14 protein-coding genes, 2 other RNA genes, 1 pseudogene and 1 riboswitch are annotated in these 17,339 nt (G+C 35.8%); of the genes and pseudogenes, 4 read left to right on the forward strand and 13 right to left on the reverse strand.

The features are described from left to right. A pseudogene (locus tag BAQ44_RS13230) lies at positions 1-3,974 on the forward strand (DUF11 domain-containing protein); the annotation flags it as partial. Between the two features lie 70 nt (positions 3,975-4,044). Here the strand turns inward: BAQ44_RS13230 and BAQ44_RS13235 are convergent. The 6 genes from BAQ44_RS13235 to BAQ44_RS13260 form a co-directional block, all read right to left on the reverse strand. Beyond that, positions 4,045-4,185: an FbpB family small basic protein gene (locus BAQ44_RS13235; protein ID WP_001228045.1), complete on the reverse strand. Its 141-nt coding sequence runs from the start codon at positions 4,183-4,185 to the stop codon at positions 4,045-4,047. Positions 4,186-4,525: 340 nt separating this feature from the next. Then, complete coding sequence (locus BAQ44_RS13240) at positions 4,526-5,392, reverse strand: 5'-3' exonuclease (RefSeq protein ID WP_071721950.1); 867 nt, start codon at positions 5,390-5,392, stop codon at positions 4,526-4,528. A gap of 131 nt (positions 5,393-5,523) precedes the next feature. Continuing rightward, entirely contained in the window at positions 5,524-6,249 is a 726-nt protein-coding gene (locus BAQ44_RS13245; RefSeq protein WP_063263214.1) for a P-type ATPase actuator domain-containing protein, read from the reverse strand. Positions 6,250-6,592: 343 nt separating this feature from the next. Continuing rightward, a riboswitch (M-box (ykoK) riboswitch) is annotated at positions 6,593-6,758 on the reverse strand. Positions 6,759-6,885: 127 nt separating this feature from the next. Then, complete coding sequence (locus BAQ44_RS13250; protein ID WP_000606861.1) at positions 6,886-7,272, reverse strand: DUF350 domain-containing protein; 387 nt, start codon at positions 7,270-7,272, stop codon at positions 6,886-6,888. Beyond that, positions 7,265-8,503, reverse strand: a complete 1,239-nt coding sequence (locus BAQ44_RS13255) for a glutathionylspermidine synthase family protein (protein WP_071721951.1) — start codon at positions 8,501-8,503, stop codon at positions 7,265-7,267. The genes BAQ44_RS13250 and BAQ44_RS13255 overlap by 8 nt, the downstream gene beginning before the upstream one ends. Before the next feature lie 3 nt (positions 8,504-8,506). Continuing rightward, positions 8,507-8,818 (reverse strand): hypothetical protein, encoded by a 312-nt coding sequence (locus BAQ44_RS13260; RefSeq protein ID WP_071721952.1) that lies wholly within the window; start codon positions 8,816-8,818, stop codon positions 8,507-8,509. Positions 8,819-8,900: 82 nt separating this feature from the next. Here BAQ44_RS13260 and BAQ44_RS13265 point away from each other — a divergent pair, with 82 nt between their 5' ends. After that, on the forward strand, positions 8,901-9,350 hold the full coding sequence (locus BAQ44_RS13265; RefSeq protein ID WP_071721953.1) for a hypothetical protein: 450 nt from the start codon (positions 8,901-8,903) through the stop codon (positions 9,348-9,350). Between the two features lie 174 nt (positions 9,351-9,524). On the opposite strand, the gene ssrS (BAQ44_RS13270) is transcribed toward BAQ44_RS13265, so the two are convergent. The 5 genes from ssrS (BAQ44_RS13270) to BAQ44_RS13290 all read right to left on the reverse strand — a co-directional run bounded on the left by ssrS (BAQ44_RS13270) (position 9,525) and on the right by BAQ44_RS13290 (position 11,626). Next, positions 9,525-9,708: non-coding RNA, 6S RNA (gene ssrS, locus BAQ44_RS13270), on the reverse strand. A 21-nt stretch (positions 9,709-9,729) separates the two neighbouring features. Continuing rightward, positions 9,730-9,912, reverse strand: a non-coding RNA gene (ssrS, locus tag BAQ44_RS13275) — 6S RNA. A 116-nt stretch (positions 9,913-10,028) separates the two neighbouring features. Further along, complete coding sequence (locus tag BAQ44_RS13280) at positions 10,029-10,862, reverse strand: sulfurtransferase (RefSeq protein ID WP_071721954.1); 834 nt, start codon at positions 10,860-10,862, stop codon at positions 10,029-10,031. A 2-nt stretch (positions 10,863-10,864) separates the two neighbouring features. Further along, the gene (locus BAQ44_RS13285; protein WP_000451820.1) at positions 10,865-11,137 is read right to left on the reverse strand and encodes a YpbS family protein; all 273 of its coding nucleotides are present in this window, start codon (positions 11,135-11,137) and stop codon (positions 10,865-10,867) included. Between the two features lie 30 nt (positions 11,138-11,167). Then, complete coding sequence (locus BAQ44_RS13290; protein ID WP_071721955.1) at positions 11,168-11,626, reverse strand: GNAT family N-acetyltransferase; 459 nt, start codon at positions 11,624-11,626, stop codon at positions 11,168-11,170. A 72-nt stretch (positions 11,627-11,698) separates the two neighbouring features. Between BAQ44_RS13290 and BAQ44_RS13295 the strand changes: the two genes are divergently transcribed. Then, positions 11,699-11,953 carry a DUF3931 domain-containing protein gene (locus BAQ44_RS13295; RefSeq protein WP_000369740.1) on the forward strand — a complete coding sequence of 85 codons (255 nt, stop codon included), beginning with the start codon at positions 11,699-11,701 and terminating at the stop codon, positions 11,951-11,953. A 3-nt stretch (positions 11,954-11,956) separates the two neighbouring features. On the opposite strand, the gene BAQ44_RS13300 is transcribed toward BAQ44_RS13295, so the two are convergent. Continuing rightward, positions 11,957-15,616 carry a dynamin family protein gene (locus BAQ44_RS13300; protein ID WP_071722001.1) on the reverse strand — a complete coding sequence of 1,220 codons (3,660 nt, stop codon included), beginning with the start codon at positions 15,614-15,616 and terminating at the stop codon, positions 11,957-11,959. 193 nt (positions 15,617-15,809) lie between these two features. Continuing rightward, positions 15,810-15,965 (reverse strand): hypothetical protein, encoded by a 156-nt coding sequence (locus tag BAQ44_RS31040; protein WP_169833826.1) that lies wholly within the window; start codon positions 15,963-15,965, stop codon positions 15,810-15,812. Positions 15,966-16,164: 199 nt separating this feature from the next. Here BAQ44_RS31040 and BAQ44_RS13305 point away from each other — a divergent pair, with 199 nt between their 5' ends. Further along, positions 16,165-17,328 (forward strand): DUF418 domain-containing protein, encoded by a 1,164-nt coding sequence (locus BAQ44_RS13305; RefSeq protein WP_071721956.1) that lies wholly within the window; start codon positions 16,165-16,167, stop codon positions 17,326-17,328. The last annotated feature ends 11 nt before the right edge of the window (positions 17,329-17,339 follow it).

Here is a 17,339-nt window from a genome sequence, read left to right on the forward strand (position 1 = left end):
CCGGAAATGTTGACGCAATAAATATTACTTTTACAGATTCTATTCCAGCTGGGACTACATTCGTTCCAGACAGTGTCACAATTAACGGTATACTTCAGCCTGGTACAAATCCAGAAAACGGAATACCAATTGGAACGATTCCACCAAACAGTTCCAAAACGATACTATTTCAAGTACAAACAAATAATCCACCAACTGAAACCGAAATTGTAAATCAATCATCTGCAAATTACCAATATGTAAGTATTCCTACAGCTCCACCAGTGAATCGCTCTGCAAATTCTAATATCGTTACAACATCACTTCAAAATGCAAATATTATTTCTGTTAAACAGGCGAATGTTACTTTCGTATCCATCGGGCAAAATATCACTTACACAAATACACTACAAAATATAGGAACTATTCCAGCTAACAATACTGTGTTCATTGACAATATTCCAGAGGGTACTATATTCATTGAAGATAGCTTATCAATAAACAATGTCATTCAGCCTGGTGCGAACCCTGAAAACGGAGTAACTCTCGGCACGATACAACCAGATGAAACAGTCACTATTTCATTTCAAGTACAACTTACAAGTATCCCTTCCGGCAACACAGTCATTAACATTTCAGACACTTCGTATGAATACCAAATTGACCCTAGTTCTCCTATTATTCAGCGTAGATCGTTATCAAATGCAGTAAATACTGAAGTGCGAACAGCAAATGTTAGTGCAATTAAATCCGCCAATAGATCCATTACACGCATCGGTCAAATCATCACGTATACAGTCGCCGTTACAAACGCTGGTACAGTACCTATTACAAATACTCTCCTAATTGATGCAATTGCCGCTGGCACCACATTCGTTCCAAATAGCATCCTTGTAGATGGCATACCAAGACCTAATGAAAATCCAAGTACCGGTATCAATCTTGATATCATTCTTCCAAACAATACGATTATTGTTACGTTCCAAGTAAATGTAACTTCTATACCATCACAAAATAATATTAATAATATCGCTGTCATTCACTATGAATATCAACCGGAACAAAGCGCACCACCAATTTCAGAAACGACCTCTTCCAATACTACAAATATACAATTTATTGATGTTATTCTTATCGCTACAAAATCCGCTAATAAAGTATTAGCAAATATTGATGAAACCGTTGAATATACAGTATTCATTCAAAATAACGGATCCACTGCAACTAACTCCATCTTTTTTACAGATACTATAGAAGATGGAACAGTATTTATTCCAGGAAGTGTCACGGTTAACAATACTGTACTTCCTGCAGCAGATCCAAATATCGGATTTTCCATTCCTAATATTGCGTCAGGTCAAGCGACTACAATAATGTTTCAAGTTTCCGTTACGAATTTACCAGCTGTAAATCCAACGCCTAATACTGCAAACATCGTCTACGACTTTATTTTCAATCCTGACTTTGCACCAATTCAAAAATCCACTACTTCCAATACTACTTTCGTTCAAATTAACGACGCTGATATCGTTTCACTGAAAATTGTTGATTTAACTTCTGTAACGATTGGTGACACTTTAACTTATACAACAAATTTAACAAATATAGGAAACACAGATGCTACTGCTACTTTATTTACAGACAATATACCTGATGGAACTACCTTTATAGAAGGTAGCGTTTTAGTAAACAATATTCCTCAGCTTAACGCGAACCCAAGTGCCGGTATACTTGTAGGAACGATTGCTCCTAACGCTTCTATCCCTGTCACGTTTTCCGTTACTGTGGTATCTCTTCCAGCTAGCAGTCGTATCCAAAACCAATCAACTTCTCGTTATACAATTAGTGGCGAAGAACAAATATCGACTAGTAATATTACCTTCACTGAAGTTATTTCTGCTAATTTAATTGCAACAAAAACAACGCCTATCCAATATGCCGATCTACAAACGATTATCCCTTACACAATTTCCATCACAAATAATGGGAATATACAAGTAGAAAACATTATTGTTACTGATATCATCCCATCAAATACGAGCTTTATAGAGAATAGTGTTATTGTAAATGGAACTGCTCGTCCAAATGACAATCCACTTAACGGGATACAACTTGATAACATTCCACCTAATACGACAGCAACTATTCTATTCCAAGTACGAGTTACTTCGATTCCGCAAACCAATCCAATCTCTAACACGAGTACAATTGAATACCAATACACGATACCAAACCAGCCGCCTATTACCGAAACTATTCTTTCATCAGCTGCCGTAACAGCAATTCATCATGCAAATTTAAATAGTAATAAAGCTGTTGACCTTGCATTTGCAACAGTCGGTGACACGTTAACGTATACGATTACACTCAATCAAACTGGTAATGTTGCAGCAAATGATGTAATCATTCAAGATATGATTCCTCAAGGTACTACGTTTGTAGAGAATAGCGTTGTTGTAAACAGAGAAACTCTTCCGGGAGTTAATCCAGTAAGTGGTATACCAATTGGTTCTATAACTGTTGGCGGAAATGCTATCGCTTCATTCCAAGTAACCGTGACTTCTATCCCAACTCCAAATGAACTGACCAACCAAGCCATTACTACCTTTAACTATATAGTCAACCCAAATAACGTGCCTGTTACGAATACAACTACAACAAATACCGTCACAACAACTGTCCAAAATGATAATGTCCTTGCCATAAAGTCTGTTAATGCTACGAATGCATTACCTAGTCAAACTATAACGTATACAATTACAATTACGAATAATGGTAATGTGACTATTGAAGATATCCTTGCCATAGACACCGCACCAGTAGATACTACCTTCGTTACGGGTAGCGTTACGATTAACGGAATCAATCAGCCTAATGCGAATCCTGAAAAAGGTATTTCGTTAGGAAATCTTGCTCCTAATGCATCTACTATCATTACTTTCCAAGTAACAATATCTTCTTCAACTCTTCAACCAGCAATTCATAACGATGCTTCTGTTTCCTATACCGTTACCATTGACCCGAATGAACCACCTATTACCATTACAAAGCAAACAAATGTCGTTACAACAACAGTGGTTGATCCTATGGTTCGTATTAACAAAACAACTGACACATCTATCGCCGTTATAGGGGATGTTATTACATTCACATTAGAGGTATTGAACCATTCCCCTATTCCTACAATAAGTACTTCTATTTTAGATACCATTCCAACTGGTACAACATTTATAGAAAACAGCGTAACAATTAACGGCACTCCGGTTCCAAATGTCCGTCCAGACACTGGTATGAATATCGGTGCTTTACCAGCTGATTCAGTAGCAACGATAACATTTAAAGTTCTCGTCACTTCTATTCCTTCAAACAGTACAATTATTAATTCTGCTTCCGTCACAGCCGCATTCCAATTGACACCGCAGGACCCAATTATTACTTTTATTGTTAATTCAAATATCGTTCGTATACCAGTTCAATTTGTAACTGTGACAGTAGTGAAAGATGCTTCCGTCAGCTCAGCTTATTTAAACCAATATTTTAATTATACGGTGCGCATTACGAATACTTCTGATATTTCACTTTCAAATGTTTCTTTACAAGATACCATTCCAGCAGGTTTACAATTTATGAACGGTACTGTCTTTATTAACGGCGAACGCTCTCCACTAGCAAATCCGAATATCGGTTTCCTAGTCGCTGCTAATTTGGAACCAAACGAAACAATTATCGTGTTATTCACAGTACAAGTGATAAGCCCACCTGTTACTAATGAATTTAAAAACACGGCGAATATTTCATTACAACTTCAAGTTTCACCTACCGACCCACCAATTACAGTAACCGTTACAAGCAATGAAAATATCGTCACCTTTATTTCAGAAAATCCAGATGAAACACTTCCAAATTTATATTGCTTCTTTGACGGGGAACGTTTTATACGTATTACTCCTCGAAATATACGAAATTACTTTTGGGCTTGGATTTGGTGGAAATAAAAAAAGAAAAAGCTTGTAGTTTGGATACTATCCAAACTACAAGCTTTTTTCATATGCAAAATTATCATACTCAATTACTAGCAACTCTGTATGCTACATGTCGTTTCTCAATTCTTTCTTCAATTTCTTTCATATTTTCTTTATTGTTTAATAGTGATTGTTTATTTTCAATTAATAATTGTTTAAAAGATTTTCTCACTTTTTTTCTCATTTTCATTTTCCTCCTTGGGAGATGGTTTATATAAAGTGAAACTTTAATCAGTAGGGGTTTTCTTCATCCCCATTGATTATTAGCCCTCACCAATCGGACTTTTATGGGCAGTTGATCCCCACCTAGATTCTTTGCTTTCGCTGAATTTTGAGGTGGGAGTCTTACTGCCCATTAAAGCGGGATAAAAAATAAAGTATTATCTGGTTGCCCTTATAATAATTGATTGTTGTGAATTCTATTTGAACTTCATATGAAAATTCCGTTTATTTTCTGACAACTTTGTGAACACGCAAAAAAAGAAAGACCGATTCATTTTACTTATAATCGGTCTTTCTAGTATTTATAACATATTGATTAATATTTCAGGTCTTCCCCAATTCATTTCTTCACAAACGAATCTAAGTTTTTCTTCATCCATTGTGTGTAATCCTTCTTCTAGTGAACATGAAATTGGAACTTCACAGTGAATTTGCGCTAATTGTAATGAAATATTTAAGTTCTCTAAATCACTTTCAATCTTTGTACGCTGCGCTTTCGTTAATGATGCTACATTTTCTAGTACAGTTGCTACTGTTCCGTGCTCTTGAATCAGTTTATACGCTGTTTTTTCACCGATACCTTTTACACCTGGGTAATTATCGCTCGTATCTCCCATGAACGCTTTCGCATGCACGATTTGCCAAGGCTCCACACCTTTTTCTTCCATGATTTTCTCTGTTGTATAATATTCGTAATTTCCGATACCTTTGCGCAAGAGCATAACTGTAACGTTCTTATCAACAAGCTGAAGTAAATCCGTATCGCCTGTTAAAATATATACTTCTGCTTCATTACAGTATTGTTTTGCAAGCGTACCGATACAATCATCCGCTTCATACCCTTTCATACCGATAACTGGAATAGACAATTTCGCAGTCATTTCTTGTACTAAATCAAATTGCGGAATTAATTCTTCAGGCGGCGCTGCACGATTCGCTTTATAATTTGAGAACGATTCTGTTCTAAATGTCGTACTACCCATATCCCAGCATGTTACGATATGTGTCGGTTCAATTGCTTGCATAGCTGTTAATAAATGTTTCATATAACCATGAATCCCGTTTGTAGGGGTACCATCTTGTCGTTTCATAAATTGTCCGTAGACACTTGTTGCGTAAAAAGCACGAAATAGTAGTGCCATACCATCAACTAATAATACTTTTTTCATAATCCCTCTCCTACTACAAAAAATAATAACCCCACGTCATCACGTAAGGTTATATAAATAGATTACCATTCTACGTTTTTTCAACTTTGTCTATTATACATTGTTTTTGTATATTTAGCATCATTTACACATTAAGACATTCTACTACAACAAGTATGAAGAATTCCTGAATACGTATTTTTCCCAGTCGAAACAACTACAGCCTTTGCATTTCCGCCAACAATATACGTCCCTTTGAAACATACATTTTCAAGTTCAAGTGGATTATAGTCTTTCATTCGTTTTAAAGGAATAAATCTTTTGCGCTCAAGGTGATAGCAGCTTTCAAATTTCTCAATATTTGTATCTTTTCCTGTTAGCACAGATTCATTTACTAATAAATCATTCGCGTAAATGATACGTACATCTGCTGGTACTATATCACCTTCTGAAAGAAAAATCATATCACCAGGAACAAGCTCTTGTACTGGCAAATTCATCATTTTTAATTCACCGTTTAACCCTGTTACACTAGAACACTCTACTCGAGACACGGTAATTTTCTCACATTGTGATCCATCACGCACATGTTGTTTTGAAAAACCTGGAATCATTCCACTTAGCTTCATCATTACTTCCGCAATACGCGCTCTTTTTGAAGTTAATTCATTTCGGCCGTATACTTGAATACGTTTTTGTGCCTCTTTCATAGATAATCCGTCTCTTGTTGTTTTAAAATATGCAAATACAGATTTTACATCTCTCGTTGCGATTTCAATTAATAAATCTTTATTTTTTTGAAGCATTGTTTGTTCTTTCATTGATTTTTTACTTAATTTATATGACGTGTTACCCACAGTTTTGTTTGCATATAACATATTATCGTCTCCTCCTGTACAACATAGGAAGAAACGCTTTGTTTCTCAATTTATCCACTTTACCGTAACAGTGTCTAGCGCTTAAACATGCATATAAACGCTACATTATGATAAATATAGAGGGAGGAACAAGTCGTTTCCTGCCTACATCATATATTTTTGAATTGAAGTATATGGGTAACGGAACCGAGTCAGAATTTGACATGCTCCTCACCTCCTCGTTTAATTTTATAGTTTATACTATGAAATTACTCATAGCTTTGTAACAAAAAGACCCTTACTCCGAAAAGAGTAAAGGTCATGACATACACAAATAAACGATTCCTAATACAATTAGAAATCTACGGACCTCTCCCTCGCCGAGTTTTAGCACTGTATAGCATAGGTACATTACCAGCTACGTTAAGAAAAACCTTAATTCGATCATTCCTGTTGACCCATTGGCGTCTCTCGACATTTTTGGGCAGTAGCATTTCTCTATACAGGAGCCTCACCTAACAGAGACTTATTTTTTATTACATAGAAAATGTTACTCTTATTTAAAATAGATGTCAACAGTAGCCTACAATTTTTTCAAACGGTATGGCAAACTAACATATATAAAAATAAAAAACTTTACGTTTGAACGTAAAATTTTTAATAAGTTATACAACCTGCAATTACAATCCCAATGGAAAGTGATAAAAACATAAGAAACAGACCGACTGCTTGATTATCTTCTTCAAGACTTTTGTTTATATTAAAGCGTGGTGTAAGCCATTCCGCTAAATAATAAACAATAATTTGAGCCAAAATACCAACAGCTCCCCACGAAACCATATCAAGAAGTGAAATGGAATTAGCTGCTGTCGAATATAAAACAATAGCTAACCCAAGTAATCGTCCTCCAAGTACATAGCTTACCGCCTTATTTCCTTGAGCCATTAACTTAAATTCTTTTACTTTCGTTGTCACTTCCATCAGGAAAAGACCAATACATAAAAGTCCCAGTGTTACTGCTAAATATAATAAAAAATTAATCATATACTTTCCTCCTTTTTATTCCTACCGGTAAATAGTACGATTCATTCCCCGTAATTTTTTCCCCAGCGCGAATACCGATACTACTTGCTTTTCCAGCAATTAAAAACGAACCAAACACATACGACAGTTTCTCCATCCCTTTCTCTGTTTCCAAGGATACGACTGGAAGTTCTATATATTTTTGAAATATCGGCAGTGACGCTTTATACGTTTGGTGTGCATTTTGCATCATAATATTTTCGTCCTTATCTCGAACGGTAATTGTGTCCCCTTCCCTACCAAATGAAGGTTTTTGAACGAAAGAACCTTTTCCTACAAATACATCTCGTTCTAAATATGTAGGTAACATATATTCTTTAATCCACTGTTGTTCCTCATTTGTATAAAAGGCCTCTTCTTCTGCTAATCCCCAAATTAGACACTGAATTGATTTGGGCTGAAGTAAAAATGCTGACAAAGGATTTATTATAAAAAGCTTTCCCGCTTTTACAAGTTGCAACAGTTCCACACCTACCAAGTCTCCTGTTTCAGGATCTTGATCCTCAATTAAATCTTCTATCGGATATGTTTGACGATATAAAACATCAATCGGTACTCCATCGCTATCCACTAAAGCATCTTTTGTAATTCTAAGTTCTGACATTGGCACTACTTTATTTTCAACATGGCATAACTGACTCAAATACATAGTCGTATTCCAATCCTCAATATGTTCATGATGTGCTGTAAAAACAACATTTGGGTTATCTATTCCCTTTGTCGCTTCCATAACGGCTTTTGTAACACCAGAAGATAGCAATCGTTCTTGATCCAAGTTTGGATTATCGTAGCCTAGTTTTTCGCAAACTTTGCCATTCATTTGAAAGCATTCCATAATAAAAGTTGGCGTATCACTATTAAACTCAAGCATTTTAATTTGGTTATCATCAGTTAAAACAAAATCAAATCGTGAAATAACAGATTCAGGATATAATCCTTTCATTCTAATGAACGTTAAGCTCGCAGGAGGAAAACCAAGTTCAAGAAGCTGTTCGTCACTTAAATTACGCAAAAGCCTAGCAGTCTTAAAAAATATTTTCCCCATTCGTTCAGTTGCTACTTGTAATTGTTTCATAGTCTCATTTGTTATAGAGAAAACATGAAACAAACTATATTCACATTCATATAAATCCGACCAAAAATTCGGATATTTCGAATAAAACTCTTTTCGTTCTCTTATGTATTGCGACATATGTTAGCCCCCAAATCCTCCCTTTGCACCGCTCCCAATTCCACCTTTAAATTCCGCAGACGATTGATACGATTTAAACGCCGATGAATTTTTAAAAGCGGATTTATTTTGATAGTATCTCCCACCATAGAAATAATGCCCACGATAACCTGAACTACTATCATCACACTGCCATACCCCAAGTTCATCATCCCAATCCCAATCTGAACAACTAGTATCATTCGGTTTTGAGGGAAGATCTTGTGCGCAGCCAAATAAGGTGCCAGTCATTAAAGACGTTACGACACCACCTACTAGCCATTTCGTTTTTGTCACCTTCGCACTCCCCTTTTTAAATTCTATTTCTATTATATAGGATGGCATGATAAAGTAGAAGAAAAAGGAAGAAGAGGATAAAATGCGCTTAGAATATCGACTTAATGATGAAACGAAAAGGTATCCTGCTTTATGGAACTACGCAAATATTTCTAATTCTGAAATTATCGCACGCATGACTTGTGAATATTTTATAAAAGATAAAAATACATATGTTGTTACTGCAACTTCAGTAGATCCAGACGGAACAGCAGTTATATATATTCAGCAAGAAACCTTTTCTAATGATCCTTCAGATCCTACTTACTTCCACATCGGTTTTGAAATTAGAGAGCTAAAGGATACGAGTTCAAACTTAATTGAAAGTAAAGATGTATGGAACTATGAAGAAATTTTACCATCTCTTCATTCAGATATTATATATATTAAGCGCGACGGCACGCATATGGAGTTCACTTTAGATTCAAGAGAGATTGATGAAGACAGAAAGTGCTATATTTATTATGGAAATTTCACGGGTGAGTCGAGATAAAGTGAAACTTTAATCAGCCCTCACTAATCGGACTTTTATGGGCAGGCCGACCCCCACCTAACTTCTTTGCTTTCGCTACATTTTGAGGTGGGGGTCTTACCGCCCATTAAAGCGGGATAACATGGATACATTTATGCAACAAAAAAACCTTACGTATAAAACGTAAGGTTTTTATTTAGCCCCACATATGCCGTTCTCTCTAGATGTCCATAAACCTGCTCTCACAGGTGGATGCTCTCACAAATGTTTGTAACTTCCTTCTTAAAAAGATGGCATGTTAGCTACATTTAAATATTGAACTTCCATATTAAACTTATTGGTTTAAGACATACATAAGCTACGTACACCGTAGGAATTTTATATAATGTTAGTTGAAATAAGACCCCCGCACGTGCCGCTCCTCGTAAATGTCCAAAAACCCGCTACTCGCAGGTGGATGCCCTCACAGTTACCGTACATCTTCCTCCACTAGGAAGGCTTGATGATGGTCGCTAAATATTGAGCTTCCGTATAACTAACATCGGTTTTAGACATAAATAAGTTACGTACACCGCAGGATGTATTATTTACTTGTCGTTATATTATCACATTGTTTCCAATGTGTAAAATACAAAGTTTTTCGAGCAATTTCTTGCTTGTGACCTTATTTTAATACAAATTATTTTTGCATGCAAGTGATTAATCTTCTTCTTTTGCAATTTGATTTTCTGGGTAAGAAATCCAATCACTCCAGCTACCTGCATACAATTTAACATTTTGGAATCCAGCTAATTTCAATGCAAGAATATTTGGACATGCTGTAACGCCAGAACCACAATATACAATTGTTTCCTTATCTTTCGAAAGATTTTGGAATCGTTCTTGTTGCTCAGCTTCATTCTTAAATTGTCCTGATTGGACAATTCCATCCTTCCAAAAATAGTTTACTGCTGTTGGAATATGTCCCGCTTTTGGATCCACAAGTTCCTCTACACCAGCATACCGTTTTGGCTCTCTAGAATCAATTAACGTAACATTTGCACCTGCATGAATATTCGCTCTCACCGTTTCCATCGTTACAAGCATATGATCTTGTACATTTGCTTTGAATGCTTTCCGTTTAGCAACAGGAATTTCCGTTGTTATCGGTAGTCCATTCTCTTTCCAAGCTGGAAATCCGCCATCTAATATATATACTTTCTCATGTCCTACATAGTTTAATAACCACCAGAGACGAGAAGCATTTGCACCTGCTTGACTGTCATATGCAATTACTGTCGTATGTTCATCAATACCAGCTTGCGAAAGCTTGTCTGCAAACGCCTCAATATGCGGCAATGGATGGCGACCACCATGTTCTGTTACAGGACTTGATAAATCTAAATTTAAATCAAAATATAACGCATGAAGAATATGTTCTTCCTCATACTTTTCTCTACCCCAATTAGGATTCGCTAAATCAAAACGACAATCGATTATACGGACATTCTCATCTTCTATATGCTCACGTAACCATTCGACTGTAACTATCATCTTTAACGACCTTCTTTCTCTTGCAAACGACTTACATACTCCATAACCATTTCTTCTGTAACATATTTACGCTGCAAGGTAACACCATTTTTTGCAAGATCATTAATTTGCTTTGTTACAACATTAATGACATCAACCGAAAATTCTTTCCCATTTGACGCAAGAGATACGGCTGCTTCAATAGCTGCTTCACGCTGCGCATCTAATTGTAAACATGCTTTTACACTTTCATTTTGTTTACGAGAATGTGCTGTAATTGCTTTATGTACTTCCATCTTCTCTTCCCCCTAAATAAGTTATACGTTCTAATTCAATTCCATTGCAAGCCGAATCATATCACGGCATACAATCCCATTTTCAATAATCTCTTCTTCATAATGCTTCGAAAAGTAATCAAAATCAATAGAAAAAATACGAAATCCACATTTTTGATATAAAGCAATTTGTGAAACACTAGAATTGCCTGTACCAACTTCAAGTTTTGACATACCATATCCTTTAGCAGTTTCTATGGCATGACTTATTAGCTTCTTCCCAATACCTTTTCCTTGCAAATGCTCTACAACCGCAATATTCATAATCTCCATCGTCTTCGGCCTTGTTTCCAAAAGAACATATACACCGATAACACGCTCCTCTTGCTTAGCTACATATGTTAAGCCTCTTTGTACATATGCATCAATTTGCCCCTCACTTGGATCAGCAAGCAATAATAAAGGTTTCGGTATAGCTTCTTTCGAAACATACTCTATTACTACACTCATAAAAAATTCCCCTTTCCCTATTGTTCTAATCCCTCCTTGTCTACCATAAGTAATAGAAAGGAGGGATTCACCATGGACAACAATGAGAAAAAATGCAACGTCATCTCTATTGATGGAAAGAAGAAGAAAAGCGACACGTATTCCTATCCAAAATTAGTAGTAGAAAACAAAACATATGAATTTTCTTCATTCGTCTTATGCGGTGAAACACCAGACGGCAGACGACTCGTTCTTACTCATATGATTTCTACCGATGAATTTGCTGGGTTTGTCAAATCTTTAGATACAGTACTGCAAAAGAAAATTGAACGAATCTTTTTCTCATAACAATTAAATCACATAAATTTCTTTTTCAATCTCCACTAACTGCTTTTGCAATTGTTCTTTACTTTGTTCATATAGTGATACATCAATCGTTTCCGCTAATGCAAATAATATACTTTCATAGTAGTTCATCACATCTTGCTGCATCACTTTTTGGAATAAGTTCCATTTCATATCCCATTCTTGCTCATAATGATGAACAAATAAATCTTTTTCATCAGCTACATAGTTTGATACGAAAGGCTCTAATACAACTTTAGCCTCTTCTTGCATGAAAGCTTTATCATTTTTTTCAAAAAAGCTTTTTTCATTTTTAAAATGTGCCAATGCTTTTTTGAAATCTTTTATTTCAACTGAAGGGAACGGTTCTTTATGTGTAATATCTTTATATTCATAATCCACTGTTCCACTCATAGAAATTGATTCATTTTCTACTTTACAGTTCACCACAATTTCATTCTTTGCACGTTTCATCGCTTCATCTATCCATTTTTCAAGGCGTAATGATGTCGCACGCATTTCTTGTAATAAATCATGCTGAATAAATGCTACTAATTCCATAACGCACTGTTGCAACTGTACTTTCACATTTCCATCCGTTCGAAGGGATGCTGGATTAATAAATTCAGTAAACACATCGTTATAGCGTAGGAATAGACGCTGTTGCACGTAATACAGCAATTCTTTCACTTCATTTTGCATCGCCTGCTCTTCAGCAAGCACACTATATGATGAAATAATATGAAGTAGCTGATCACGCTCTGCTTCATATTTTTTCGTTTGCTTCTCTTTCTCTTCATTCCCTTGCTTTGCACCATTTATCATATTTACTAAAAGCTGATCTGCTCCTTGCAATGCACCATATAAAGCATGAACAGATACGAGCATTAAATCTCTCATCATAAAGGATGTAAATGATTCCTCGAACTTCGCAATCCCAGAGTTTTGTAATATACCGTACTTTTCTTTTTCAATATTCTTTCCTTGTTTCTCTTCAAGCGCACATAAACTTGAAATTGCGAATAAACGTGGATTTCTAATACCGTATTGCAGTAGCTGGTCTGCGATATACCCTTTTACCATTTCAAGTTCTTCTTCAGACTCTGCTAAATCGGCCGCATTAATTAAGAAGAACATTTTATCAAGAGCAAACGTATCCTTTACACGACCAAGCTGGATTAAGAATTCACGGTCAGCACGAGAGAACACATGATTATAATACGTTACAAATAAAATAGCATCCGCGTTTTTAATATACTGGAACGCAACGTCCGTATGGCGGGCGTTAATAGAATCCGCTCCAGGTGTGTCTACAAGCGCTACTCCTTGCCTTGTTAAAGCACAATCATAATACAGCTCCATGTACTCAACAAAACATGATTTTTCTTCATTCGCTACATAATCAGCAAACTCTTCTAACGTAACTTGTACTTGCTCTCCTAAATGAGCAGAAACCGTATCATACCCTTTTTGTACCGCTCGTAAAAAACTAAATGTTGTTTTTTGCTTCCCAGTTGGTGAAGGATATTTCATAACTTTATCAATTTGTGCTAACGCTTCATCTAACGTAGTAATCTCATAATGAAACAGCTTATAAACAGCTTTCATATCTTCTAATAGAGCTTGCTTTGATTTAAATTGAACGATTACTGTTCCATGTGGTTTTTCCTCTGTAACTGGCAAAATTTGATTGATCGTTGCCGTCGTCGGATTTGGCGACACAGGAAGTACCTTCTCACCAAGCAATGCATTGGCAAATGATGATTTCCCAGCACTAAAAGCTCCGAATAACGCTACTGTAAATTGTTTCGTTTCCACACGACGCCTTTTTTCTATTACCTCTTGTTGTACGTGTTTCAGCGCTGGCAATGGCTCTAATATCGTTTCAGCTTTCTTCACTTTCTCTAATATACGCTGAATATTTAAAGCTGCCGTTCCTTTTATCTCTTCCTCACGGGCCATTACGTTACTGTTTACGCTTTCCTGTTCTTGTAGTGTGAATTTCTCACTAACAATTTGTGTTTTACTTTGCAATATCTCCTCTATTTGCAATCCTTCTGGTGTAGCAATACGCTCGTGCCAAACATTTTGCAAATAACTTTCATATGCCTCCAAATTGTTACTGTATTGCAACTTCGTTTCTTTTGCTGTTTGCAACATCGTATATTTTTCTATCTCTTCTTCAATACGAGTAACTTCTTCCTTCACCTTTTGCTTTAAAACAACTGCACTTTTATCAAAAATTTGCTGTGCTTTTGTAAAATAACGTTTCTTCAGTTCATTCGCTACATCCGCTGTATAAAGAAGTAAGTAATCACCTGTGAAACCTGCACCTTGCTTAATGACTTCAGCTAACATTTCTGGCCTAAAAGCAATTTCTAAAGCATATATGTCTTTCCCAATTTCCTCTGTAAACAATCCTTCTTCCTTTAAGAAGGTAACAATAAATTCTTTCACATGGAAATCAAGTTGCGTTTCAACAATCTTTTGTAAGGCAGAATAAAAGGCATCTAAACGTCTCTGCTTTTCTTGCTCCGTCTTTCCTTTCGCAAATAGCAAACCGACCTTAAACTTAGTTAATTTCGTTTCTAAATACGCATTTGCCAATTCTCTCATTTCAAATGGCATTAAATACGCGTTATCTAATATAGCTTGTAAGCCTTTTATAAATTCGTTTCTCACGTGAGACTCTTTACTAGCCTCGTGATGTTTAATTTCCGTTAGCTCTTCTTTCTTTTCCACTATCTCTGAGATGGAAAGCGGTGATGCTAACTCTTCCTCATATTTCAAAAGAGCTTTTTCATTTTCAGAAAGAATAAATGAGAAATGTTCCCCCATTAAATATTCTGTTTCTCGCTCCATTCCATCTCTTACATACTGCTCTTTTTCTTTCATAATAGAAGTAATTAATGTTTCTAAGCTTCCAATTTCATTATGTGTATGGTTCATCATTCGTAATGAAGTATAATACACTCCATCTACTTCAATATCCCAGTTAGAGAACGATTGTTTTACACTATCTTTATAATCCTCAAACGATAATTCATTTTCTTTATGTTTATCTATTTGATTTACAACGAGATAAACCGTTTTATTACGTTGTTTCAATTCTTTAACAAATTGTAAATTCACTTCCGATTGGACGTGATTATAATCCATCATATAAAAAATTACGTCTGCTAGATGCAGCGTTGATTCTGTCGCTAGTTGGTGGGCATCATCTGTTGAATCAATCCCTGGTGTATCAACTAACATAACACCCTCAGGAATTGGCGCATCATTCCGATAAATGTGAACACCAATTACCTCATCACCGTCTTTACAAATTTGTTTTAATTCTTCAGCTGAATATGCACCGTCATACTCGTACTGTTCTCCAGATTTAACCGTTACAACAACACGATCCATCCCTTTTTCAATTTTGACAACGTTAGCGCTTGTCGGAATTGGACTTGTCGGTAACAACTGCGCTTTATATAGATGATTCATCATCGTTGATTTCCCTGCAGAGAAGTGACCGCAGAACGCAATCATAAGCTGCTCTTGCTTATATTTTTGAATCACCTCAAACAACTTTAAACTATTCTCTGCATCGCCGTGTTTTTGCCACTCTTCATAAAAACAAACAAGTTTTTTCATACCGTTTGTCTGTACTATGTTTGTCATCCCCTTGTTCCCCTTTATCCAAGATGTATATACTTTCCCCGCTATTTGCGAGTTCATAATCATTAGGAGATACATCCCCTCATTGATTACAGTTTCACTTTACTATCATACTAAATTTTCAGCATATTCTCATTAAAAATAAAAAATCCCTTTCATTCTTTTTACAAATGAAAGGGATTTTATGTCATATCACTCATTTTGCTGTTCCTACTCCATTTAAAACATGCTTTGCAATAACTGCATATACAGCTACCGTACCTGCTACTAATGCATATACCATACTGATGCACCAACCTTTTTTGATAATGATTATCACTTTTGAATACATTTTATCATTAAAGAGAATCATTATCAACACCTTTTATAAAGAAAGCCCCTTATAAGAAGGAGCTTTACTGCCTGTTTTGAAGAAGGTTAAAACTTGTTGTGCACTCTTATTATATCTCATCTTACATAACTTAATAGTAAAAAAAAATGGAAATCTCCCCTATACCCTCCACCTTACATTTTGTATAATAAAAGGGAATTACTTAACAAGGAGGAAAATAATGACACAAAATATTACACAAGGCGAGAGGATACACTCCATCGATATTATTAGAGGAATAGCTGTATTAGGTATTTTTCTTGTGAACTGGCCTGTTATCGCCGGGATTGACTCACGTGATATTTCAGGGATTTACGAAGGGATAGACAGCTACATTCGCCTATTTTACGATATGTTTATTCAAACGAAGTTTTATACTATCTTTTCGTTTTTATTCGGCCTAGGCTTTTACATTTTTATGACTCGTGCTGAAGCGAAAACCGATCGTCCAAAAACTTTATTTGTTCGTCGCTTACTTATTTTATTATTATTTGGTTTCTTACATTACGTTCTTTTATGGGACGGAGACATTTTACATACGTATGCAATCGCTGGATTTTTCTTATTTTTATTTTATAAGAGAGAACCTCGTACCATTTTAATATGGGCAATCGTTTTATTAAGTATTTTTCAGTTTCTTATGCTAATTGCTAGTATTGGTATGGCCTTCATACCAAAGGAGGAACTTGGGTTATCCTTACCAATCATGCCACTTGAAGACTGGGTGTCACAAATACAAAATCGTTTCCATGCATTTTATGCTGATGGAATTGGACTAAACGCATTCATGCTCCCAGAAACAGTTGGGCTATTTTTACTTGGTTTATATGCCGGTAAAAAGGATATTTTCCGTCGTACGAAAGAGTTAGATCCAAAGCTTAAAAAATGGCAAATTATTATGTTCATTTTAACATTGCCAATGTGGTTCTTCATGGTCCGTTATTTCTTATCAAAACCATCTTATGAACCAATTTATATGCAGGCCTTTACAATGTTTAGCGGAAAGACATTATTCATCTTCTACATTTTCACGCTCATGCGTTTATTACAAAAAGAAAAATGGCAAACATTATTACGTCCGTTCCAATACGTTGGTCGAATGGCGTTAACAAATTACATCTCACATACAATTGTTACGTTACTTGTATTCGGACTATTGTTCAAAAATGATTATCTTGCTCCATTATGGGTAGGACCACTATTCTGCATCGGTTTCTACACGTTGCAAATCTTTATTAGCCGCTGGTGGCTGTCACGTTATCAATACGGGCCACTTGAGTACATTTGGCGTCTTGGTACGTACGGGAAAATGATGCCACTGAAAAAGAAAAGCAAGGTCTCATAACGAGACCTTGC

Source organism: Bacillus mobilis (assembly GCF_001884045.1).
GTDB lineage: Bacteria > Bacillota > Bacilli > Bacillales > Bacillaceae_G > Bacillus_A > Bacillus_A mobilis.

What these genes read in the sequence shown, in the direction of transcription:
- BAQ44_RS13305 (WP_071721956.1), top strand. Translation starts at nt 16,165, where the DNA reads ATGACACAAAATATTACACAAGGCGAGAGGATACACTCCATCGATATT.
- BAQ44_RS31040 (WP_169833826.1), bottom strand. Translation starts at nt 15,965, where the DNA reads ATGATTCTCTTTAATGATAAAATGTATTCAAAAGTGATAATCATTATC.
- BAQ44_RS13280 (WP_071721954.1), bottom strand. Translation starts at nt 10,862, where the DNA reads ATGATAGTTACAGTCGAATGGTTACGTGAGCATATAGAAGATGAGAAT.
- BAQ44_RS13250 (WP_000606861.1), bottom strand. Translation starts at nt 7,272, where the DNA reads ATGATTAATTTTTTATTATATTTAGCAGTAACACTGGGACTTTTATGT.
- BAQ44_RS13285 (WP_000451820.1), bottom strand. Translation starts at nt 11,137, where the DNA reads ATGGAAGTACATAAAGCAATTACAGCACATTCTCGTAAACAAAATGAA.
- BAQ44_RS13290 (WP_071721955.1), bottom strand. Translation starts at nt 11,626, where the DNA reads ATGAGTGTAGTAATAGAGTATGTTTCGAAAGAAGCTATACCGAAACCT.
- BAQ44_RS13235 (WP_001228045.1), bottom strand. Translation starts at nt 4,185, where the DNA reads ATGAGAAAAAAAGTGAGAAAATCTTTTAAACAATTATTAATTGAAAAT.
- BAQ44_RS13240 (WP_071721950.1), bottom strand. Translation starts at nt 5,392, where the DNA reads ATGAAAAAAGTATTATTAGTTGATGGTATGGCACTACTATTTCGTGCT.
- BAQ44_RS13245 (WP_063263214.1), bottom strand. Translation starts at nt 6,249, where the DNA reads ATGTTATATGCAAACAAAACTGTGGGTAACACGTCATATAAATTAAGT.
- BAQ44_RS13300 (WP_071722001.1), bottom strand. Translation starts at nt 15,616, where the DNA reads ATGACAAACATAGTACAGACAAACGGTATGAAAAAACTTGTTTGTTTT.
- BAQ44_RS13265 (WP_071721953.1), top strand. Translation starts at nt 8,901, where the DNA reads ATGCGCTTAGAATATCGACTTAATGATGAAACGAAAAGGTATCCTGCT.
- BAQ44_RS13295 (WP_000369740.1), top strand. Translation starts at nt 11,699, where the DNA reads ATGGACAACAATGAGAAAAAATGCAACGTCATCTCTATTGATGGAAAG.
- BAQ44_RS13255 (WP_071721951.1), bottom strand. Translation starts at nt 8,503, where the DNA reads ATGTCGCAATACATAAGAGAACGAAAAGAGTTTTATTCGAAATATCCG.